General features: G+C 44.4%; 16 protein-coding genes and 1 tRNA gene. 12 read left to right on the forward strand and 5 right to left on the reverse strand.

The window, feature by feature from the left end:
* Positions 1-20 precede the first annotated feature (20 nt).
* Positions 21-3,272, forward strand: coding sequence for a S41 family peptidase (locus QVC79_RS02340; RefSeq protein ID WP_270595335.1), 3,252 nt, complete (start codon positions 21-23; stop codon positions 3,270-3,272).
* A 46-nt stretch (positions 3,273-3,318) separates the two neighbouring features.
* Here QVC79_RS02340 and QVC79_RS02345 read toward each other — a convergent pair whose 3' ends face one another.
* Genes QVC79_RS02345 through QVC79_RS02355 form a run of 3 tightly spaced genes read right to left on the reverse strand, consistent with a single transcriptional unit; the run spans position 3,319 to position 6,218 of the window.
* Positions 3,319-4,782, reverse strand: a complete 1,464-nt coding sequence (locus QVC79_RS02345) for a PspC domain-containing protein (RefSeq protein ID WP_124317373.1) — start codon at positions 4,780-4,782, stop codon at positions 3,319-3,321.
* Between the two features lie 11 nt (positions 4,783-4,793).
* Positions 4,794-5,870 (reverse strand): PspC domain-containing protein, encoded by a 1,077-nt coding sequence (locus QVC79_RS02350; RefSeq protein ID WP_124317372.1) that lies wholly within the window; start codon positions 5,868-5,870, stop codon positions 4,794-4,796.
* Positions 5,871-5,882: 12 nt separating this feature from the next.
* A complete protein-coding gene (locus QVC79_RS02355) occupies positions 5,883-6,218 on the reverse strand; it encodes a PadR family transcriptional regulator (RefSeq protein ID WP_118303890.1) in 336 nt (111 codons plus the stop codon).
* Between the two features lie 224 nt (positions 6,219-6,442).
* Between QVC79_RS02355 and gpmI the strand changes: the two genes are divergently transcribed.
* Positions 6,443-7,963 carry a 2,3-bisphosphoglycerate-independent phosphoglycerate mutase gene (gene gpmI, locus QVC79_RS02360; RefSeq protein WP_270595336.1) on the forward strand — a complete coding sequence of 507 codons (1,521 nt, stop codon included), beginning with the start codon at positions 6,443-6,445 and terminating at the stop codon, positions 7,961-7,963.
* Positions 7,964-8,227: 264 nt separating this feature from the next.
* Here gpmI and QVC79_RS02365 read toward each other — a convergent pair whose 3' ends face one another.
* On the reverse strand, positions 8,228-8,629 hold the full coding sequence (locus QVC79_RS02365; RefSeq protein ID WP_087421479.1) for a helix-turn-helix domain-containing protein: 402 nt from the start codon (positions 8,627-8,629) through the stop codon (positions 8,228-8,230).
* Positions 8,630-8,791: 162 nt separating this feature from the next.
* Between QVC79_RS02365 and QVC79_RS02370 the strand changes: the two genes are divergently transcribed.
* Positions 8,792-9,022, forward strand: a complete 231-nt coding sequence (locus QVC79_RS02370) for a hypothetical protein (RefSeq protein ID WP_270595337.1) — start codon at positions 8,792-8,794, stop codon at positions 9,020-9,022.
* Between the two features lie 58 nt (positions 9,023-9,080).
* On the opposite strand, the gene QVC79_RS02375 is transcribed toward QVC79_RS02370, so the two are convergent.
* Positions 9,081-10,211 (reverse strand): ATP-binding protein, encoded by a 1,131-nt coding sequence (locus QVC79_RS02375; protein WP_270595338.1) that lies wholly within the window; start codon positions 10,209-10,211, stop codon positions 9,081-9,083.
* Between the two features lie 535 nt (positions 10,212-10,746).
* On the opposite strand from QVC79_RS02375, the gene QVC79_RS02380 reads away from it, so the two are divergent.
* From QVC79_RS02380 to QVC79_RS02420, 9 genes are all read left to right on the forward strand, one after another.
* Positions 10,747-11,334 (forward strand): DUF3109 family protein, encoded by a 588-nt coding sequence (locus QVC79_RS02380; RefSeq protein ID WP_270595339.1) that lies wholly within the window; start codon positions 10,747-10,749, stop codon positions 11,332-11,334.
* Positions 11,335-11,399: 65 nt separating this feature from the next.
* Positions 11,400-11,475 (forward strand) — tRNA-His (locus QVC79_RS02385).
* 388 nt (positions 11,476-11,863) lie between these two features.
* Positions 11,864-13,138 (forward strand): ATP-binding protein, encoded by a 1,275-nt coding sequence (locus QVC79_RS02390; RefSeq protein ID WP_270595340.1) that lies wholly within the window; start codon positions 11,864-11,866, stop codon positions 13,136-13,138.
* Positions 13,139-13,256: 118 nt separating this feature from the next.
* Entirely contained in the window at positions 13,257-16,145 is a 2,889-nt protein-coding gene (gene gcvP / locus QVC79_RS02395; RefSeq protein ID WP_270595341.1) for an aminomethyl-transferring glycine dehydrogenase, read from the forward strand.
* A 79-nt stretch (positions 16,146-16,224) separates the two neighbouring features.
* Positions 16,225-16,788 carry an RNA polymerase sigma factor gene (locus QVC79_RS02400; RefSeq protein WP_270595342.1) on the forward strand — a complete coding sequence of 188 codons (564 nt, stop codon included), beginning with the start codon at positions 16,225-16,227 and terminating at the stop codon, positions 16,786-16,788.
* 296 nt (positions 16,789-17,084) lie between these two features.
* Positions 17,085-18,260 (forward strand): FecR family protein, encoded by a 1,176-nt coding sequence (locus QVC79_RS02405; protein ID WP_270595343.1) that lies wholly within the window; start codon positions 17,085-17,087, stop codon positions 18,258-18,260.
* Between the two features lie 23 nt (positions 18,261-18,283).
* Positions 18,284-19,426, forward strand: a complete 1,143-nt coding sequence (locus QVC79_RS02410; RefSeq protein WP_229782983.1) for a TlpA disulfide reductase family protein — start codon at positions 18,284-18,286, stop codon at positions 19,424-19,426.
* A 9-nt stretch (positions 19,427-19,435) separates the two neighbouring features.
* A complete protein-coding gene (locus QVC79_RS02415) occupies positions 19,436-20,413 on the forward strand; it encodes a hypothetical protein (RefSeq protein WP_124316880.1) in 978 nt (325 codons plus the stop codon).
* A 174-nt stretch (positions 20,414-20,587) separates the two neighbouring features.
* Positions 20,588-23,866, forward strand: coding sequence for a SusC/RagA family TonB-linked outer membrane protein (locus tag QVC79_RS02420; protein WP_287642429.1), 3,279 nt, complete (start codon positions 20,588-20,590; stop codon positions 23,864-23,866).
* The last annotated feature ends 9 nt before the right edge of the window (positions 23,867-23,875 follow it).

Genomic DNA, 23,875 nt, shown 5'->3' on the forward strand with positions numbered 1-23,875 from the left:
AATACCAAAATAAATGAAGGATGAATAGAATCGTATTGACTGTTACTTTTTTACTGGTTGCTTTTTTCGTTCAGGCGGGACCGCTTTGGATGCGTTATCCGAAGATTTCGCCCGATGGAAAGCAAATTGCATTTAGTTATAAGGGGGATATTTATGTTGTCCCCGCGGAAGGTGGCGAGGCTCGCCAGTTGACCACGCATCCGGCGTATGAATCGCATCCCGTGTGGTCTCCGGATGGGAAACAGATCGCATTCACGAGTGATCGGAATGGTAATTTCGATATTTTCGTGATGTCGGCCCGGGGAGGTGATGCCCGGCAAGTGACGACAAATTCAGCCAAGGAGATACCCTACACGTTTACCCCGGATGGAAAAGAAATTGTTTACGGGACGCAAATGAGTGATCCCGCGCAGAGTGCTTTATTTCCGGCAGGTTCCATGACCGAATTGTATGCCATATCGGTGGATGGGGGACGTCCCCGGCAGATATTGGCAACCCCGGCGGAAGAGATTTGTTTCTTCAAATCGGGTGATGCTTTCTTGTACCAAGATAAAAAGGGCGGGGAGAATGAATGGCGTAAACATCATACCTCTTCTATCACGCGTGATATTTATCGCTATGATATGAAAAGCGGGAAACATACCCGTCTGATTGATCGGGCGGGGGAAGATCGTTCTCCCGTGTTGTCTCCGGACGAACAAAGGGTATATTTTCTGAGTGAGCGGGAAGGTTCGTTTAACGTGTACTCGTTCCCGGTGGCTGATCCTTCTGCCGTGAAGGCAGAGACTTCTTTCAAGACTCACCCCGTGCGTTTCTTGAGTGTTGCGGGTAACGGGCGTTTGTGTTTTGGTTATGACGGTGAAATATACGTGAAAGATGCATCCGGAAGTCCCAAGAAAGTGAAAGTGGATATTATTGGTGACAATGCGAAAGATAATATCGCCTCGTTGCGTTTTACTTCCGGGGCAACTAGTGCGACTATTTCCCCAGACGGGAAACAGGTGGCCATGATTATCCGGGGAGATGTGTTCGTGACTTCTACCGATTACACGACGACGAAACAAGTTACCGCGACTCCGGAGGGAGAGAAGTGGTTGAGCTTTGCTCCTGACAACCGTACAATTGCTTATGCCAGCGAACGGGGAGGAAATTGGAATATCTACACGGCGAAAATTGCTCGTGAGGAAGAGGTGAATTTCCCGAATGCAACTTTAATCGAAGAGGAAGCTGTTCTCCCGGTTTCAACCAAAGAGCGGTTTGCCCCACAATTCTCTCCGGATGGAAAGGAATTGGCCTTTATCGAGGATCGTACAAAATTGATGGTCGTTGATTTGAAGACGAAGAAGGTACGACAGGTGGCGGACGATAAATATCAATATCGCACGGGGGACGGTTTCACCTATACATGGTCTCCCGACGGGAAATGGTTCGCGATGGAAATCATCGGGAATCGTCACGATCCGTATAGTGATATTGCCATTGTGAGTGCCGATGGGAAAGGAGAAGTTGTAAACCTGACGAATAGCGGCTATTTTGATAGTAATCCCCGGTGGGTGCTGGATGGAAATGCCATCTTGTTTTCCAGTGAACGTTACGGGATGCGTAACCATGCATCGTGGGGTTCTTTGCAGGATGTGATGATCGTGTTCATGAATCAGGATGCTTACGATAAATTCCGTTTGAACAAGGAAGATTACGAGTTGCTGAAAGAGGAGGAGAAACGTATTGCCTCTCTGAAGAATAAAGAACAGAAAGAGGATCAGAAAGATAAAAAAGGCGAGACGAAACCCGCCGTGAAAGAGAAAAAGAATATTGAGGTCGAACTGCAAGGTATCGAGGACCGGGTGATGCGGTTAACGCCGAACTCTTCACAATTGGGAGATGCGATATTAAGCAAGAGTGGCGACAAGCTTTATTACATGGCCTCTTTCGAGGGAGGTATGGATTTGTGGGTGAGCGATCTGCGTTCACGGAGTACCAAGGTGATGCATAAGCTGAACAGCGGTTGGGCGTCTTTGGAGATGGATAAGGACGGGAAAGATCTGTTCCTGTTGGGAGGACGTTCCATGCAGAAGATCAATCTGGGTTCGGAGAGAAGAAGTCCGATCGCGTATTCTGCCGAAATGAAACTGGATCAGGCTGCCGAGCGGGCGTATATGTTTGATCGGGTACGTCGTCAGGAGGCCAAACGTTTCTACGAGAAGAATATGCACGGTGTGGATTGGGCAAAAATGACCAAGGCTTACGAGAAGTTTTTACCTTATATTAATAACAACTATGATTTCTCCGAGTTGTTGAGCGAATTGCTGGGTGAGTTGAACGTTTCACACACCGGATCGGGTTACCGCCCCGGGTCAAGAGGTGAGGCAACTGCCGAACTGGGTCTCTTGTTGAACGTGAACTATGCAAAGGACGGGTTACTGGTTGACGAGGTGTTGGAGAAAGGACCTTTTGATAATGTCCGTTCGAAGTTGAAAGCCGGAATGGTCATTGAGAAAATTGACGGGCAGGCGGTGAAAGCCGGGGAAGATTACTATCCCCTGCTGAGAGGTAAGTCCGGTAAACGTGTATTGTTCTCTATTTATGACCCCACTACCAAGGAACGTTGGGATGAGGTGATCGAGCCGATTTCAAAGAGTACGATGAACGGGTTACTTTACCGACGGTGGGTAAAACAAAGAGCTGCCGATGTGGACCGTTTGTCGGGAGGACGTTTGGGTTACGTGCATATTTCCAGCATGGACGATCCGAGTTTCCGTTCCGTGTATGCCGATATTCTGGGTAAATATAATGACCGGGAAGGAATTGTGATCGACACTCGTTTCAATGGTGGTGGCCGTTTGCACGAGGATATTGAGATTCTGTTCAGTGGTAAGAAATATTTCACACAAGTCGTTCGGGGCCGGGAGGCTTGCGATATGCCAAGCCGTAGGTGGAATAAGCCTTCGATTATGGTGACCTGTGAGGCGAACTACTCGAATGCCCACGGAACGCCTTGGGTTTACCAACATCAAGGAATCGGTAAGGTTGTCGGAATGCCTGTGCCGGGAACCATGACGAGCGTGTCTTGGGAGACTTTGCAGGACCCGACGCTATATTTTGGGATTCCGATCGTCGGTTACCGTTTATCGGACGGTAGCTATCTGGAGAACAAACAACTGGAACCGGATGTGAAGATTGCTAACTCTCCGGAGAAGATTATTAAGGGGGAGGACGAGCAATTGGAGACAGCGGTGAAGGAGTTGTTGAAAGAGATTGACTCGAAGAAATAAAAGGGAGAAACGGCAGGCCAAAGGGATGAAGGCCTGCCGTTTCGGTTTACATGAGAGGTTGAAGCCTCCCGTCTTGCATGATTAATAATATCTTATCTTTATTTAGTCTGGAACGTACACCCCAGTCAAAATCCCTCAAGTTTCTCAAGTATTGACTTGTTTGGGGTGGAAGGAGTACTTTCTTATTTTCAGGCAGGTATAGAGACAGTGTCACTCTTTGAGCCCTCCATTGTCCTGCGAGCTTGATGTAATTATCAAATCGGAGCGTGTCGTTCTTGTAATTCCAGTTAAAGTCCATGTTGTCATACACCGGCTTTTCTTCTTGGGTATAAAATTGCACACGTAATGTCGGGGTTGTGTCATCGGTCGAGTATACCCTGATGTCCGGGGCAATCATGTTGCTGGAGGCTAATTGGAACACGTCTTGGTCTATGTAAAGATTTTCAGGTAGTTTGTAGCGTTCATTTACAAGTAGGACGAGCGTGTCCTGTTGACTGAGTTCGAGCGATTCTCCATAGCGGGTACCTTTAATCGACCAGCTTCGACCTTCGCTGATCCCCACGACTATGAGCATAACGAGTCCCAGCATCCAACACGAGAGGGCAGAAAGGGCGATCACTTTGTTATTACTCTTGAAGGAGAATAACAATTTGATCGCCATATAAATGATCATGATAATAGGAATTCCAATCAAGAATGATATAGCGATTTTACCCAAAGTGAAGTTTAAGGGAGTGAACGCGTAGGCGAGTTCCATAAAACCACTTTTCCAAGGATAAAGGTTAGGTAAGAATAATGCCGACAAGAAGGCGAACAGCATGAAGATTCCCCAGACGAAGAGGGCCACGCCGATAATAATGGCCAACACTTTCCCGATAATGGTAAATACTTCGCATAAGCCTTCGCCTACCCGGTTCACGAAAGCGGCACCCTTGCCGTTTTTAATCTCCTGATACTCGTCTTTTATAGAGCGTTCGATGTTGGAGACATTTATATTTTCTCCTTTCATTTCGAGTTTCTGTTTGGTCGTCTTGGCCTTGGGGACGGCAATCCACAAAATGATATACACGATAATGAATATTCCATAGTAGAAGGACAGAAGTACGAAACCTATCCGGATGAGCAAGGGGGATATTCCCCAATATGCGGCTAATCCCCCGGCCACTCCACCAAGTACTTTGTTATCCGGGTTGCGGTATAGTTTTTTTGCCTGTTTCGGGGCGGATTTTCGGGGCTGCTCGTCTTCGTCGATGATGTCGTCAGGTGTACCCATCGTGGCGATTGCCTGATCCACGTCATCGAGAGTGATCACCTCGCGGAACTGTCCTTTCAAGTTTTCCGTGAAAAGCTCCCCGATCCGGTTCTCGATGTCATCCATGATCTCGTTGCCATCTTCTTCTTGCGTGTAATATGTTTTGAGGGTATTGATATATTCTTGTAGTTTTTCCAAAGCGTCTTCATCGATGTGGAAAATCTTACCGCTTAAGTTTATAGTATATGTTTTTTTCATGATATGGGTGATTAAGCTATATGTTGGTTTAGGGACTTAATGTACAATGCGTTGTCGAGAATATGGTTGGGCTGTTCCTGTTCGTGAATCACCCCGTAATTCTGGTGGTGCCGGGTGCTGTGTCTTTGAGCCGTGAAAATGGAAAATGCTAGAGCGAAGATCCAAAGAATCAAGGTATAGATGATCACTTTCTTGTTATTGCTTTTGAATGGAACAAATACTTGGACCAAAAGGTAGAATAACAAGAAAATGGGTATGACGATAAGTGCCCCCGTGGCTAGTTTGAAAGAGAATAACATGCCGGGGATGTCCGTGTAGATATGCGAGTGAAAAAGGTTGAATGTGCTAAGGCCCGGTACGATGTGACCAAAAAGATAATTTACCGGAAAGCTGATTAACTTGGTTAAAAAGTTGAACGAGAGGATAAAACACAGGACGATCCCGCCAATCAACAGGGCATCCCGGGTTTTGCTGCTACGTTGGTGTGCGTATTTCTCTCTGGCATTTTGGAAACCTTCCCGGACGGAATCTTCGATGTTGGAAACATTGATGCCCTTTCCTCTCATTTGTAGTCTTTGTCGTGGCGTGACGGCTTTCGGGACCAGCATCCACATGAAGATATAGACAAGGAAGAAGATTCCATAAACGAACATCATCAACAGGAAACATACACGTGTGAGGGTGACCGGAATTCCCAAGTACGTGGCGAGCCCGGAGGCCACGCCTCCCAAGATGCGGTCTTGCGGGTCCCGGAACAGTTTTCTGGGTAAAGTCTTTTCCGAGCGAGTCTCTTGTTGTTGGGCAGTTTCCCGGGGAGCCTCTTCGTCAAAAATGTCTTCCGGTTTTCCCATGATGGAAATGGCTTGTTCCACGTCGGGGATCGAGACGGATTCCCGGTTTTCCTGTTTCAGGTTTTCTATGAATAATTCGGCCAACCGACTTTCGATGTCGTACATGATTTCTTCCCCGTCTTCTCCTTTGGAGTAGTGGGCTTTCAGCGCGTTGATGTATTGCTGTAATGATTCCAGTGCGTCATCGTCAATATTGAGTACCTTGCCGCCTAGGTTAATAGTAAATGTTTTTTTCATGAGCGGGGGATATTAGTTGTTATGGTTTTCTTTAATGCTGTTCACAGCAGAGGTCAATTCATTCCATGAGTTTTCGAGTTCCTTGAGAAAATCTCGCCCTTGTTCCGTGATGCTGTAATATTTGCGGGGAGGGCCTTGCTGTGATTCTTCCCAGCGGTATGACAATAATCCGGTATTCTTCAGCCGGGTTAATAAAGGGTATATCGTCCCCTCGACCACGATCATCTTGGAGGCTTTCAGTTTACTGATGATGTCCGGCACGTAGGCGTCCTGTTGCGCGATGATCAGTAAAATGCAGTATTCCAAGATACCCTTCCTCATTTGAGCTTGTGTGTTTTCAATGTTCATCTCTTGGTTCTTTTGTAATGCCAGACAAAGATATGAATAAAAAATAGTATTATGCAATACATAGTACTATTAATTTTAATATTTTATTCTTTCCATCGGAATAAACGGTCGGGGAACTTTAAAACGTTTTCGTTGATTTTCCTTGATAGTAAGGCGTTAAACTGGATATTAAAGATTAACTTTGTCGTGAATTTAGAAAAGTAAATAACAAAAATAAAATAGATATGAAAAGAGTTTTATTGATGATACTGGATGGTTGGGGTGTTGGAAAACACGATCATTCGGACGCGATCGGGAGTACTCCGACTCCTAATATCACGGAGTTGACGAGTAATAATCCCCGTGCCTTGTTGTACACGAGCGGGGAGAATGTAGGGTTGCCCGACGGTCAGATGGGAAATTCCGAAGTGGGACACTTGAATATTGGAGCCGGACGGGTGGTTTATCAGGATTTGGTGAAGATTAACCGGGCTTGTCGGGATCATTCCATTGCCCAAAACCCGGAGATCGTGAAGGCGTTTAATTATGCCAAGGAGAACGGGAAACAGGTGCATTTCATGGGACTGGTTTCTAACGGGGGAGTACATAGCTCGCTGGATCACGTGTTCGCCTTGTGCGATTTGTCGAAAGAGTTCGGGATCGAGAATACTTTTGTTCATTGCTTTATGGACGGTCGGGACACGGACCCGAAGAGTGGAAAGGGTTTTATCGGTGAGTTGCAGAACCACATGAAACAATCCACGGGTAAGATTGCCTCCGTGATCGGACGTTATTATGCCATGGACCGGGATTCCCGCTGGGAGCGTATCAAGGAGGCTTATGATTTGTTGGTGAATGGTGTGGGTACTCCGGTGACGGATGCCGAGGCAGGAGTGCAGGCCTCTTATGACGCGGGGGTGACTGACGAGTTCATCAAACCGATCGTTTGCGTGGACGAGGCTGGGAAACCCGTGGGAACGATACAGCCGGGCGATATGGTGATCTTCTTTAATTTCCGTAACGACCGGGCCAAAGAGTTGACGATCGTGTTGACGCAAGAGGACAAACCGAATTTCGGGATGAAGACCATGCCGTTGTATTATTGCACGATGACTCCTTATGATGCTAAATTCAAGGGATTACATATTTTGTTCGATAAAGAGAACGTGGTGAACACGATCGGGGAATATATTTCCAAGCAAGGATTAAAACAGTTGCGTATTGCCGAGACGGAGAAATACGCTCACGTGACGTTCTTCCTGAACGGGGGACGGGAAGAGCCTTTCGAGGGAGAGAGCCGTATTCTGGTACCTTCGCCGAAAGTGGCTACCTACGATTTGCAACCCGAAATGTCTGCCCCTATCGTGACCGAGAAGATCGTGGAGCAATTGAATGAAAAGAGTGTTGATTTCATTTGCTTGAATTACGCGAACGGGGATATGGTGGGACATACCGGAGTGTACGAGGCCATCCGGAAGGCCGTGGCTACCGTGGATGAGTGTGTTGGGAAGACCGTGGCAGCCGCGCGTGCTAACGGTTACGACGTGTTGATTATTGCCGACCACGGGAATGCCGATAATGCGGTGAACGAGGACGGGACGCCGAACACGGCTCACTCGCTGAATCCCGTGCCTTGTATCTGGGTTACCGATTCCAAGTGCGATCACCTGCGGGATGGGGTGTTGGCCGATGTTGCCCCCACGGTTCTCGCGATTATGGGACTTCCACAGCCCAAGGAAATGACGGGAAAATCGTTATTAGTTTAATATAAAAATGGAGAGGTTGTGTCAAAAGTCATTTTTCAAACTCCCTCCCCCCTTCGGGGTACTCCCTCTATAAACAGAGGGAGAGTTGAAATACTCCCTGTCTTCGGGAAGAGTCGCCAGCTCCTCCTCTGTTTATAGAGGAGGTGGCACGAAGTGACGGAGGAGTTTTTCGAGGATAAAATACCTTTTGACACAACCTCTTTTTTGTTTGTCGTGTATTTGAGATTTTTGTAATTGGCAGTGAGAAAAAGAAAAGTCTTGTTATTACTTCTTTTTCAATTGTTCTTCCAACAGGGCGACTTTTTCCTGTTCGGCCTTGACTAACCGTTCGTAAAGTTCTACAATTTTGTCTATTGGATTGAACGTGTATTGACAATTCTGGGAAAAGAAGTGTTCGTTTTCGCTATTCGTGAACGTGTTAAAATAGTTAATAGTTGCCTCTTCGCTCATCGTTTTCAGGGCCTCCGTGGAAACGTGCAATATTTTTGCAATCTTATCAAGCATTTCGTCTTCAATTTGTTCTTTTTGCTCTAATTTTGAAAATGCTTGTTGTGTCATGTTTAACTCGGCCGCAAGGGTTTCTTGTTTAATCCCTAGCATATCGCGAATGCGTTTTATACTGTGTCCATGGTGTGTTTTGCTCATAGGTATAGTCTCTGTACTCATAGTTGTTTTATATTCAGTTATACGGGCAAATATACGAAATAATTGTTTATTATGGGTTGTAAATTACACCATTTCGGGAGTTATTTACAAGGATTGATTGTAGTTTACCTGTAAATTCTCGACTTTATTTGCATGGGTGTTATAAATAATCGTTTAGAGGATATGAAAATCTATCAGCGTCAATTGGAAGAATGTTACCGGAAATTGGAACAAGCCGAGCAAGTCGGGAAAACGAGGGAATTGCGAGCGAGCTTGGGAAAAGTGATTAATAAGATACAATTAATTAATACAATAGATGATTTGATTCATAAAAAATCGGAAGAGATGAGGCGGTTAGTAGAGGAAGTCTCGGGGGATATTGACGATCTAGCGCGACGGCATCACATCTTTTGATTTTCCATGATATAAATTCCGATTCACTTCTCGTGGGCGAATCGAGTGAAATATTTAGTTAAATAAACTCTAGATAATTCTCCCGGTTTACAACATGAAACTCCGCGTGAGGGTATGCTTCTTGGAATGCTTTCGGTATATTCGGCATCTTGTTGCCCCATTTGAATTCTAATGCTGTCAAGCTATTCGCGTGTTCCTCGATCAGGTCTATTTCCTGTTTATCATAGGTGCGCCAGAAATAGAACTCCTTACGCGCCCCTTCGTTAAAGTTTACTTTCCGTCTCTCTCCGATGATATAGTTTTCCCATAATGCCCCGACATCCTGCCGGATGGCCAAAGGAGAGAATGCCCCGATAATGGCATTACGGATTCCGTTATCGTAGAAATACCATTTCCCGGCTTTTGTTACTTCCTTTCGCAAATTACGAGAATAAGCTCCCAGTCGATAAATGACAAAGACCTTCTCCAACAGATCGAGGTACTTCTCGACAGTCGTTTTGCTCATGCCTAACTGCTTGCCTAGTTCTTCGTAGGAAACCTCGCTGCCTAATTGAAAGGCAATCAGGCGTAATAGATCGCGCATTTTACTTGAATTCTTCAGTCCGTCGATAGTCAAAATGTCTTTCAATAGGTATGCCCCGACAATATCTCGCAGATAATCAGTCTTGCGTTCGAAATTGTCCATTGTTACCACCTCCGGATAGGAACCGTAAATTAAACGGGATTCAAGGTTTTGACGGGTTTGAAGTGCCGTTTCCGTTTGTGCGATTTCCTGTTGTGAAAAAGGGGTAAGTAGGAATTGTGTGCCACGTCCGACTAATGGTTCTCCTGTTTTATTGAGTAAGTCGAATGAAGATGACCCGCTTGCCAAAACACTTATACCCGGAATCTCATCGACAATTAGTTTTAAAATATTGCCGATCTGCGGGATATTTTGCGCCTCGTCAATAGCTAATAGATCGATGCCGGTTAACAAATGTCGATAGTTGGCCACGGTACGTTTTTCCAATAAAGCGAGTGTGTCATAATCTTCGCCGTTGAGCATCATAGTCCGGCCGGGGTAAGTATCTACAATTTTTCGCATCATAACGGTTTTGCCCACTCGGCGAGCCCCGAAAATCAACACGGCTTTGCCGGGTGCGATTCTGTCGGTTATTTTGTCCTGAAGTATTCTCTTTATGGTTTCCATACTGCTTTATTTTACACACAAATATAGGAAATATTTCCCAACTGGCGATTTTTACATTAAAAACGTACTTTCAACTGGCGATTTTTTACATTTTGCCATAGTGGATTCTACCGGGAGCTACGAGGTTGTTCAACATCTCAAGATCAGTAAATATTGGATCGAGGTTCTTTCATCGGTCGGCCGATTTGCCATGATATAATCCCGGTAAGGGATCGCGGGTGTATTTCGAGTAGGTTGAAGGGTACTCTCGTTAAATTTTCATCCATGGATCAAGCCAAGATGAAAGACAATTGATCCTCTCCGTCCCGTTGACTTCCCGTTGATTTCCCGTTGACTTCCCATTGACTAATTAACGAGACATCGGCGCAAGTATGCCGGGAATCCCTGTTATCCTTAAGTCATTACACTGAAAACTGATTACTTCTGTCGTCCCCTAGCGCTTGTAATGGTGGCGGGAGATTAACGATTCTATCTTTTTTTATTGTAACTTTGCAAGATCATTTTCAATTTTGCATTTTCAATTTTCAATTAAAACATGATACAGATAGGGGATACGATTATAAGTCTGGATATTTTCGAGAAGAAATTTTGTTGTGATTTGGCAGTTTGTAAAGGAATATGTTGCGTGGATGGGGACTCGGGGGCGCCTTTGGAAGAAGGGGAGGCGGAACAGATCCGGGAAAATTACGAGAAGATTAAACCTTACATGAAACCCGAGGGAATTGCCGCTGTGGAGGAACAGGGCTTTTCCGTGATTGACATCGAGGGTGACACGGTTACCCCGTTAATCGCTGGACGGGAGTGCGCGTATATTATCGAGGAGAACGGGTGTTCGTGGTGTGCCATCGAAAAAGCGTGGAGCCGGGGAGAGAGTTCTTTCCGGAAACCAATATCTTGCCATTTGTACCCGATCCGGGTGAAACAATACCAGAATTACGAGGCGATGAATTATGACCAGTGGACGATTTGTGCTTGCGCCCGCTTAAAGGGTGAGCAAGAGGGGATTCCGGTGTACGTGTTTTTGAAAGATGCTCTCATTCGCAAATACGGGGAGGAGTGGTACGAGCAATTATGCTACGCCGCACGGGAGATCGAGACGGGAAAAATCAAGTTCGGTCGCTAATTTTTTTGGGACTTTTCTTTGCGGAAAAAGAAAGTTATTCTATCTTTGCAGCGCAAAAGCAAAATGGTGGATGTAGCTCAGTCGGTTAGAGCGTCGGATTGTGGTTCCGAAGGTCGTCGGTTCGAGACCGATCTTCCACCCACGGAAACGGAGAATTGAAATTTCAGTTCTCCGTTTTTTTATTTCTTCCCGGCTTGCAAGAATCACTGGCTCTTCGTGTACCTATCCCTAGGGATTCCTAATCTTTCGGAATGAGTCTCCTGTATTTTTATTGATAGTTCATTTAGACCATGAAGCATTCATCCTGCATTCATCTTGCATTCATCCTCGATAAATAAGATATTTTCATCGTTTTTGTTTGGATGTTCCTTCTATTGGGGTGTATATTTGTTATATGGATCGTTAGGTACGGGAGACAGGGTATCATAGCGCAGGCTTGGGGAAGCCTGATCGTATCCTTAGCGTGATCTTGTCGATAAAATTTTCAATTGTATTTGAAAATTCTTATATTTGTAAAAAATATTCGGTTATGATTGAAATAATTAATTCCATAAGGAAATATAATTTTTGGGACGGCAATCCATTGGATTTAGGTTATATCCGTACGTTTTACACGGGTAAGATAGGTAAATACGTTGGTAATAATCTGGTCAAAGTGTTAGTAGGGCAACGCCGTGCGGGTAAAAGTTATATCTTGCGTCAGATTGCATCTCAATTAATATCTCAAGGAATTGAAAGGGAAAATATATTTTATATCAATAAAGAATATATAGAGTTAATAAGTTTACGGGATGCTACTGAATTGGAGCATTTGTACCAAACGTATCGTCAAGAGTTAAAACCGACAGGAAAGGTTTATCTTTTTATTGATGAAATACAATATATCGAGGAATGGGAACGATTTGTAAATTCTCATTCTCAAGATTTTGCAGAACCTTGCGAGTTATTTATAAGCGGTTCAAATTCGAACCTGTTGTCCGGGGAATTGGCCACTCTTCTCTCGGGACGTTATGTCGAGTTTGAGGTTTTCCCGTTCAGTTATGCCGAATATTGCGGGATCACACGGCAAGAGGTAGGGAATGATAGTTATAAAAAATATCTTCAAAGTGGGGCGTTACCCGAACTTTTCAATTTGCCAAACGATGAAATGAAACAGAATTACGTGTCTTCAATTAAAGATTCGGTCATGTTGCGGGATATTGTGGGAAGATACAAGGTGAAAGATGTCAAATTGTTAGATGACGTGTTTGTTTATCTGGTAAATAGCGCCGCAAATATTGTCTCGATAACAAATATTGTCAATTTTTTCACGTCAAAGAAAAGGAAGACGAATTACGAGACGTTATCATCTTATATCGGCTATCTCGAAAACTCTTTCTTGATCCATCGTGCCGAGCGATATAATATAAAAGGTAAGGATACTATTTCCGGTAACAGTAAATATTATTTAAACGATTTAAGTTACCATAATTATCTTTATGCCGGATATGGTTACGGGCTTGGCTATCTTTTAGAAAACGCAATTTATTTGAATCTGCGACGAGCCGGGTATCAAGTCTACGTGGGGACAATCAAGAATACGGAAGTTGATTTTGTCGCAATAAAAGGTGATCGAAAGCTTTATTTGCAGGTTACGTTACAATTGACGGAAGAGCAAACGGTTGAGAGGGAGTATCGTGCATTAAAGCTTATCGAGGATAATTTTGACAAGTATGTTGTAAGTATGGATGACTACAAAATGCCAACGAATGAGGGGATTGAACACGTTTCGGCTTGGAACTTGGATGAAATATTGAATGGATAAGCTCTTGGTATATTCCTGTGCTGTTTTTTTGCAAGGACGAGAATTATGTCTATTTTTACACAATCGTTGACGAAACGATGTGATTGAATATAAATCATTAATAATTAGAATAAATTACATGGCAACAGAGAAATTTTTGTGGAGACACATAGGGCCGCGTCCGGAGGATATTGAAAATATGCTCAAAGTGGTTGGTGTTAGTTCACTTGACGAGTTGATCGAGCAAACCGTGCCGGAGTCTATCCGTTTGAAAAAAACGTTGGATTTGCCGGCTCCTCTAACCGAGTTCGAGTTTATCTCTCGGATGAAGGCGGTAGCTTCAAAAAATAAATTATACAGAACCTTTATCGGTCAAGGATATTATGACACGATTACCCCTGCCGTGATCCAACGGAACATTTTGGAGAACCCGGCTTGGTACACGTCATACACTCCCTATCAGGCCGAAGTTTCCCAAGGTCGTTTGGAGGCTTTACTGAATTTCCAGACGATGGTGGTGGAACTTACCGGAATGGAAATTTCTAACTGTTCGTTGCTTGACGAGGCCACGGCTGCTGCAGAATCAATGACGATGATGTACGGTCTGCGCGGTAAAGAGATGAAAAAAGCGGGTGCCAACAAATTGTTTGTTGACAACCAGATTTTCCCGCAGACAAAGGACGTGTTGATCACCCGTTCTGCCCCGCAAGGAATTGAGTTGGTTTATGGTGATTATGACACGTTTGAATTTACCCCGGATGTATTCGGTGCTATTATCCAGTACCCGGCTGCTAACGGTGAGGTCCGTGATTACAAGGCTTTTGCTGATCGTGTACATGCGAACGGTGCTTTGTTGTCGGTAGTGGCTGACATGATGAGTCTCGTGTTGCTGACTCCTCCGGGAGAATGGGGTGCTGACGTGGTTGTGGGAACAACGCAACGTTTCGGTATCCCGATGTCTTACGGTGGACCTCATGCTGCTTACATGGCAACGAGAGAGGAATACAAACGTAACATCGTGGGACGTATTATCGGTGTGACGATTGATGCACAGGGAAATCATGCATTGCGTTTGGCTTTGCAGACCCGTGAACAACATATCAAACGGGAGAAAGCTTCTTCCAATATCTGTACTGCCAAGGCTTTGAATGCCACGATGGCCGGATTCTATGCCGCTTATCACGGTCGGGAAGGATTGGAAAGAATTGCCCGTCACATTCACTCTGCAGCCGTGATTTTGGCCGAAGAAATCCAGAAATTAGGCTACAAGCTGAAAGTGGATAAATTCTTTGACACGTTGCGTTTCGAGTTGCCGGAGGGTGTTTCTCCGGCTGCCGTTCGTGACGCTGCCTTGGAACAGGAAATCAACTTGTTCTATTGCAACTGCGGTTGTGGTAAAGTAGTTGGTTTGTCAACTGACGAGAAGATCAACGAGAAAGAAATCAACACGTTGATCGGTATTTTTGCCAAGGCTGCCGGAAAGACTGTCGATCACGTGGAATTCCTTGACGATCGCACGGTGCTTGACCCGACGATGTTGCGTGACGACGAGATTCTGCAACAATCCGTGTTCAACATTTATCACTCCGAGACCGGAATGATGCGTTACATGAAGAATCTGGAGAGAAGAGATATTTCTTTGGCAACTTCCATGATTTCTTTGGGATCTTGTACGATGAAATTGAATGCTGCTGTTGAGATGTTGCCGATCACGTGGCCGGAACTGGGTGCTATCCACCCGTTTGCCCCGATGTCTCAGGCGGAAGGTTATCAGCAAATGATCCGGGAAACCGAAGAAATGCTGTGCAAGGTGACCGGATTTGCCGGATGCAGTTTGATGCCGAATTCCGGTGCTGCCGGAGAGTATTCCGCTTTGATGGTGATCCGTCAATATCATATCTCTCGCGGAGAGGGTCATCGTAACGTGATCCTGATCCCGGCCTCCGCTCATGGTACGAACCCGGCTTCCAGTTCGATGGCAGGTTTCAAGATTCTTGTTACCGCTACTGACCCGGAAGGAAATATCGACGTGGAAGACTTCCGCAAAAAAGCTATCGAGAACCGGGATAACTTGATCGGTGCGATGATCACGTACCCCTCAACTCACGGTATTTTCGAGGAATCAATCAAGGAATTGTGCAAGATTGTTCACGAGAATGGCGGACAAGTATTCATGGATGGTGCTAACATGAACGGGCAGTGTGGTTTGACCAGCCCGGGAGAGATCGGTGCTGACGCTTGTCACTTGAATTTGCACAAGACATTTGCTATGCCTCACGGTGGTGGTGGTCCCGGTGTTGGCCCGATCTGCGTGGCTCCTCACTTGGTGAAATTCTTGCCGTCACACACGATGGTGAAGACCGGAGGCGATGAAGGCATTCACGCCGTGGCTGCCGCTCCTTACGGTTCTGTTGGAATGTTACCTGTAACTTACGGTTACTTGTTAATGTTGGGTGGCGAAGGTTTGGCTATGGTAACCAAGATGGCGATTTTGAACGCGAACTATCTGGCTTCATCTTTCGAGAAATTAGGATTCAAGATTCTGTTCAAGGGATCGAAAGGTCGTGTAGGTCACGAGATGATCTGGGATTGCAACATGTTCAATAAAGAATACGGAATTTCTGAGTTGGATATTGCCAAACGTTTGATGGACTTCGGTTTCCACGCTCCAACCTTGTCATTCCCCGTTCACGGGACATTGATGGTTGAGCCGACGGAGAGCGAGCCGAAAGAAGAGTTGGATCGTTTCATCGAGGCGTTGAAGACTATCCGCGAGGAAATGATCGAGGTGGGTGAAGGTAAAGCCGACAAGACGGACAATGTTTTGAAGAATGCACCCCACACGCATAAAGTGTTGACGGCTGACGAGTGGTCTCACGCTTACCCGCGTAGCAAGGCGGCTTACCCGCTTGCATGGGTGGCTGAGAACAAATTCTGGCCGCAAGTAGGTCGTGTGGATGATGGTTATGGTGATCGTAACCTGATGTGTACCTGCGATTCGCTTGAGTCATATGCGGACGAGAAATAAATTCTTTTAAATTGTAGTGGAAAGCGTTTCATGTTGAGGTCGAAACGCTTTCCTTTTCTTATTTTCCATGGAGGAAAGCATGTTGGAGCAAGATGTATTGTTGGATTTATTGGCACGTAAGGATAACCGGGCTTATCAATATTTGTATCAATGCTACTACGTGGCGTTGAAGGCTTTGGCAAATTATTACGTGAAGGATAATGACGTGGCGGAAGATCTGGTGCAAGACGTGTTTATTTCCTTGTTAGAGAGTGGTTATAAGTTTAAAACAGAGAATGACATTAAGTATTTTTTATATAGTTCTCTGAAAAACAAGTGTATTAGTCATTCTCGGAAACAGAAAGTCCGGGATAAATATTACCGGGATGTTTTGTCCTCGCAAAATGAAGAGGAACATTTTTGGGATAAGGTGCTGGAAGAGGATGTTTATGCCCGGTTGATGGCAGCTATCGAGTCTCTGCCGCCTCAGTGTAAATTAGTCATGATGATGACCCTAGATGGGTTGAAAGCGTCGGAGATTGCCGAACGTTTGCATATTTCCGTGGATACCGTGAAGGATCATAAAAGCAACGGGAAGAAGAAATTGACCGCCCAGTTGAAAGATGCAGAGTTGCTCTGTTTGATTGGGTTCCTTTGGTTGTAATACTCATCACGGAAGTGCTATTTTTTCAGGTGTAAAAATTTTTTTTAAGAGACACCCCCCTTTTGGGAGGTCGTGCGTTTTATCTGTGAAAACCGGAAATGAAATAGGTTTAAACGTTCCTTTATTACGATTATAAAGGTGGTTTAGTAACGAGATATCTACTAAATCATTTTAATTGGAAAATACTGATTACAAACGCTTTAAGGAAAATCAAAATTCCAATGTAAAAAGGGAAATCTAAATATTTAAAATATCAATAAAGGAACGTTTAATGCGATTTTATAAGTTGTATGTTGATGAGCGATAAAGAAATGTTATTCAAAATATCCTTGTTGATTTTCAAGAGTTTATCTGGGAATATCACGAAAGAGGAACAAGCCGAATTAGATTCGTGGCGGGAAGAATCCGAATATAACAAGAAGTTGTTCGAGCAAATTTGTTCGGAGACGGTAATGCGTGAAAAACTTGTTCAATATAAGAGTGCGAATGTGCAGGCTGCGTTTGATACCTTTGTTAAAAGAAGAGAGAAACTACATTATCGTCAGCGCTGGATAGGAAAGTTATCCCGTTATGCGGCTATTTTTATCGTACCCGTGTTGGCCGTGGTGTTTTATTATAGCCAGAGAGAGAACATTGAAATAACCGAAGAACCACAATCCAAGAGTGGGGTGGTTACGGTTCAGAGAAATTTGCCGGTGCTGACGCTTTCTAACGGGAAAGAAATGGTCCTGTATAATCAGGAGTTATTGCTGGAAGAAGAGAACGGGGTAAGAATTTCCGTGGATGAAGAGGGGCGTATGCAATATGACCGGGCGGATTCCGTGGGAACGGAAATGGTGTATAACACATTGACAACGCCTTCACAGTGTGATTTCACGTTCACTTTGGCAGATGGAACAAAGGTGTGGATGAATGCTAAATCTTCTTTACGCTATCCGGTTGCTTTTCAGGGAAAAGAACGGGTGGTTTATGCGGAGGGAGAGATATATCTGGAAGTAGCTCGGGATGAAAAGCATCCGTTTTTCGTGATGCTTAACGGGATGAAAGTGGAGGTGCTGGGAACTTCTTTTAACGTGAATTCCTATGCGGATGAGAATTACACGGAGGTGACACTGGTGGAAGGACACGTGGCGGCTTACGTGGACGACAAGAGCTACGATCTATTACCAAGCCGACAATTACGCTGGGATAAAGAGAGTGAATCCGTGGATATAAGAACCGTGAATGTTAATGATTATATCGCTTGGAAGAAAGGGCAATATGTATTTAAGGGGCGGTCTTTGGAAGAGGTGGCTAAAGTATTGGAGCGCTGGTATGATATGGAGATTATTTTCGAGAATGAAAAAAGCAAGAAAACTGTTTACACGGGGGTAATTAATAAAGAGGAAAATTTTGATGCTTTTGTTTTGCGATTGAGAGAGACGTCATCTTTATCGTGTAGAATGGAAAGCAATAGATTATATATCAAGTAATTTTAATCGTAAAGGAAAATTGTATGAAAAAAATTTTAGTATTAGGCTGTTTATTGATGTCATTTGTCGGGCTTTTCGGGCAAAATGAAGTCTCAAAAGAGACGAAAGATTGTACGATACAAGGTGTGTTAGATGGTATTTATAAAGGAACGAAGGTTTATTTGGTTGAAGAAGAGGAAATAAATGGAGCCTCCAAGGTTATTGATAGTTGTGATGTCAAGGATAATCGTTATACGTTTGTTATAAAGAATGTGACTGTTCCGCGAATGTATTTTGTGAAAAGTGGCGATCCGAACTGTTTGAGCCCGATTACCCCAATTTGGGTAGAGCCGGGGAATGTAAAAGTTCGGGCTAATTCGGAGTTTTTTTTGAATTGTACTGTTACCGGAACGGTTAATAACGAGATTTTTAGTGCTTATAATGCAGAGATGAAGCATTTCGTGGATAGTATGTTGCGTTCGGCTAATATAGATCTGTTGTTGAATAGAAATCAGTCGGAAAAGGAAAAGGATAGGGATTTTAAAGCTCGTACGAAACAACATGGTAGTAGAGCTTTGCATTTGCAGGAAGAGTTAGTTCGTAGGTATTATGATCAGGCAATAGCCCCGTTTATGATCTTTTGGGAGATGAAAGCGAATGTTACTCTCGATGAATTAAAAGAATTACGTGCAGTGGTTTCCCCGAGCCTGAACGAACATCCTTACACGAAGCAATTGGATGAATATATTCGTTTAGCTGAATTTAAGGTGGGAAGTGATGTGCCGGATTTCGAATTACCGGATAAGGATGGAAAAACGTTTAAATTGAGTAGTTTGAGAGGTAAGTACGTGTTGATAGATTTTTGGGCGTCTTGGTGTGGTCCGTGTATGCGGGAAATGCCTAACGTGGTGAAACTGTACAAAGAGTGTAAAGGGAAGAATTTCGAGATCGTGGGTGTTTCTTTGGACCAGAAACGTGATGCATGGTTGAATGCGGTGGAGAAGAACAAGATGAAATGGATTCAGGTGAGTGACTTGAAGTCTTGGGCAACCGCTCCCGTGAAATTGTGTAATGTGTCGGCAGTCCCTTATACGGTTCTGATTGATCCTCAGGGTAAAGTGATTGCCTTGGAGTTGAGAGGTGAGGAGTTAATCAGTAAGGTGAAGGAAGTTTTGAACAAAAAATAACAGGAATACATGAAATATATATTTTTGATTATAGGATTAATGGGTATTCTTGCTTTTCCGGCAGAGGCCAAAGAACGCGCTACCGTGATCAGCGCGGAGATTTACGGGTATGTGCGGGATCAGGTGTATTTTGATTTCCTTGAGAAAGAGGGAATTAATATGGAATTCCCGTATAAAGAGGGGCAGGTGATCGAGTTTACCGTGGACTTGGACGATGTGACCACGTTGGTGTTGAATACATTTATCGAGATGTATTTACAGCCGGGGGATTCTATCCATGTGAAACTGACTTACGATGGAAAACGTTACGAGTCGGTGGAGTTCTCCGGAACCCCGGCAGCGGTCGCTATCTGTTCCGCTATAAATAAAAAGGAGATGTTGCAGCGGGAACGTCGTTATAAAACTAATATCCCGGCCATGCTGGTGACTCGGACTGATGCGAAGAAGTTTCACGCGGCAACGGTACAGGAGGTGAAGGATGAGGAGAAGATTATAAATGAGGTAAAAGATCAGATTGATCCTCGGGTGTATAATATGGCGATGGCGCAAATTGAAGGGACCTTGTTGACGAATCTGATTTCCTATCCTTACGCGAGTGCGGATTTTCACAAGAAAAAATTGGAGGATTGTCTGGCCGAGGACTATTGGACGGCTTTGGATGATTACAAGCTCCGGACGGATGAAGCTTCGCTGAGGAATCGGGTGTATATGGCTTTTCTCTTGCCTTACAAAGATTATATGCGTCGTAAAGAGGCTCATGATCAAGGGAAGGACTATCAGCCGTTGACTTCCTTGGAAGATCAATATAAGGATATGGCTGCTTTTTACAAGGGGTCTTTGCAGGATGCGGCATTATTCGTGCTTTTGTACAATTCAATCACATCCAATGGAGATTTTAACGTGATCGAGAAACTGGTAAAAGATTATTTGAAAAAGTATAATAAGAATAAGGAATACAAGAAGATTTTGAATCAAGTGATGCAGTAAATTAAAAGGGGAAATGTATTGCAGTACATTTTCCCCACTCTGAATTTTAATTTAATTTCTCTAAATTAAAAGCAATACAAAATTATGCAAAAAAAGAAGTGTCTATGTAGAGATTTAATTATTAAATCGATTTGTTGTGTTTTTTTATATGCTTTACTGCCAATTTCGTCTGTTTTGGGGCAGGAACAGGACTATAAAAAAACGAGGGTAACGCTGAATGTGAAGGATATGAAATTGAACGACGTGCTTGATACGCTGGCATCAGTAGCTAAAGTACGGTTCTTTTATAATCATTCACAAATAGATGTTAATAAGAAAGTGTCTTTGGATGTGAAGGATAGCGAGTTGGATTATGTGTTGATGTTAGCCTTGGGGGATCAACCCGTGTCCGTGGAGTACCAGATGAATCGTGTCGTGGTTTTGAAGTACCAAAAACCGACACAGGGAGTAACTATTTATAAGATTAACGGGACTGTTATTGATGCGTCCACGAAAGAACCTCTTCCGGGAGCGAGTATTATCCTGAAAGAGAATAAGGGGATGGGAGTGGTGACGGATTTTGACGGGAAGTTTTTTATCGAGGTGCCTCAGGGAACATCTGCCTTGTTGATTTCATTCGTCGGCTACGAGGAAGAAACGCTCACGGTGACCGGGGATATGAAAGATCTGGAGATCAAGTTGACGGCGAAAACCACGGAGATCGAAGACGTGGTGGTGACGGGTATGGCACCTCGTAAGGTGGAAAGTTTCTCGGGAGGTTATGTTTCCGTGAAAGGGAGCGAGTTGAAGAAGATAAGCCCGAATAATCTGTTGAAGGCTTTACAGGTTTTTGATCCGAGTTTCCGTATCGTGGAAAATAATAATGCCGGTTCGAACCCGAATGCCATGCCGGAATTCCGCTTGCGGGGTGATGTGCAGCTAGGAAATGGCGGGGTGGATGCCAATAGCATGGAGATGATGATGGGGGATTATTCTCAACGCCCGAATATGCCGCTTTTCGTGTTGGATGGGTTTGAAACCACCTTGCAACGGATTGTTGACTTGGACCCGGAACGTGTGGAATCCATTACTATTTTGAAGGATGCTGCAGCAACGGCAATTTACGGTTCGAAAGCCTCTAACGGGGTGCTTGTCGTGGAAACGAAGAAACCCCTTCCGGGAGCGTTGAATATTTCATATAGTATGAATATGGGTATTTCCGTGCCTGATTTGTCGGATTATAATTTGATGGATGCGGAAGAGAAGTTGGAATACGAGCGGATGGCCGGGGTATTCAGCACGACAAGCCAGTTGAACTATTACAATAAATATAAAGAAGAAATTTTAAGAGGGGTTGACACGTACTGGTTGTCAGAGCCTTTGCGGACAGCTGTCACTCACCGCCACACGTTGACGATGGAAGGTGGGGATGAGGCGTTAAGATATAACTTGGGCATAAATTATTCAAGAGAACCGGGTGTGATGAAGGAATCCGGGCGTAACAGCATGGGTTTGAATCTATCTCTTCAATACCGTCGGAAAAAATGGAATATCCAGAATCAATTGAGCCTGTCGAACGTGAGAGGGGATAATTCTCCCTACGGTTCTTTCAGTCAATACACGAAATTAAACCCGTATTACCGGAAAACGGATGAGAACGGTCGTTATACCAGTCTTCTGGACCGGAAGAAGTTACCGGGTGAAGGGGGAGGAACGGTGAATATTGTGAACCCGTTGTATAATTTGTTGTGGAAATATAAGGATTTCACGGAGAATTTTAGTGTCGTGGATAATTTTAATATCGAGTGTGCGATTCTAGAAAATCTCCGGGTGTCAGCGGGAGCGTCCATCACGAAAGGTACTTCCCGGATGGAGGTTTTCAAATCCATGAATCATACGGATTTCTTGCCAGAGACAGATTTGACCAGAAAAGGGTCATACAGCAAGAGTACAGGGGATAATGTTTCTTGGAGCGTGAATGCTTCTGTAAGTTATAACTACACGAAGGATAAGCATTTGTTAAGTTTGTTCGGACGTTGGAACGTGGATGAGAACAAGAATAATAGTGTAGACTTGTCGGCTATGGGTTTTCCGAATGATAATATGGATGACTTTTTGTTTGCTTACGAGATGGAAGACCGGGTGAGCGGGTCTGAATCGACTTCCCGGACGGTCGGAATTATCGGGCAGCTTAGTTATATGTATGATATGCGTTTCTCGGTAGACTTTAGTATTCGTGGGGATCTTTCCTCGCAATTCGGGGCGAACACGGGTATGGCTCCTTTCTGGGCAGTTGGGGCTCGTTGGAATGTACACCGGGAAAAATGGTTGCAAAATACTTTCATCTCAAACTTGGTGTTACGCGGATCATACGGTATCACGGGATCACAAAGTTATTCCCCTTATCAGGCGAAAGAGACTTACACGTACGATGATTTGTTGTTCCCCTATCCGTCTTCGGATATATTGGGAGCGCAGTTGAAAGGTATGGGTAACCCGGATTTGGGATGGTCTACGACGAAGAATCGTAGTTTGGCGATGGAACTTGGACTATGGAATAGTCGGGTAAATGCATCCTTCTCGTATTACAATAATTACACGGATGAGTTGCTGTTGGATTATAATATGGCTCCTTCTACCGGATTTGCGAGCAAAACCATGAACGTGGGAGCTGTTGAAAACGAGGGATATGATATTTCGTTAAGCGTGATGCCTATTCAGGATTACGAAAGACAGATTCAATGGAGTATCTCAATGAACGGTTCGCATAATCGTAACGTGATCAAGAAGATTTCGAACGAGATGAAGGCTATGAATCAGAAAAATCTGGAGAAAAAGAACGGGAGCCCGGAGGCTATTTACGAGGAAGGGAAATCTACCACCCAGTTGTTCGTGGTTCCTTCTTTGGGAATTGACCCGGCCACGGGGCAAGAAGTGTTCTTAACCCGCAACGGGGAGAAAACCTATATCTGGGATCCGCTGGATAAAGTGGCCATCGGTGACACGGAACCGAAATTGAGAGGTTCTATTTCTTCCGCGTTTACGTATAAGAATTGGAGTGTTTCTCTGGCTTGTTCGTACGAGTTGGGAGCATGGTGGTATAACCAGACGCTGGTGGATAAAATTGAAAATTCAAGTGCTGCTTATAACTTGGATCGCCGGGCGTTATCACACCGTTGGAGTGAGAATAACCGGAATGCCCGTTATAAAGCGATAACGATGACGAACCAAGATACGGGAATGAGCAGCCGTTTCGCTCAGAAACGGAATGAATTGTCGTTTACGTCTTTGGCAATCGGTTATCGTTTTGACCCGAAGAATTTTAAATTCTTGCAAGCGTGCCGGATTGCCAGTATGTCGCTGAACGCTACGATGGAGGAACTAGGTAGAATTTCATCGATCAGAACGGAAAGGGGATTGGATTACCCGTTTGCCAGAACGTTCAACGTGTCGTTGTCGGTATTGTTTAATTAAAATGAGGAG

The sequence above is a fragment of the Butyricimonas sp. genome (genome assembly GCF_019423355.1).
GTDB classification, from domain to species: Bacteria; Bacteroidota; Bacteroidia; order Bacteroidales; family Marinifilaceae; genus Butyricimonas; species Butyricimonas faecihominis.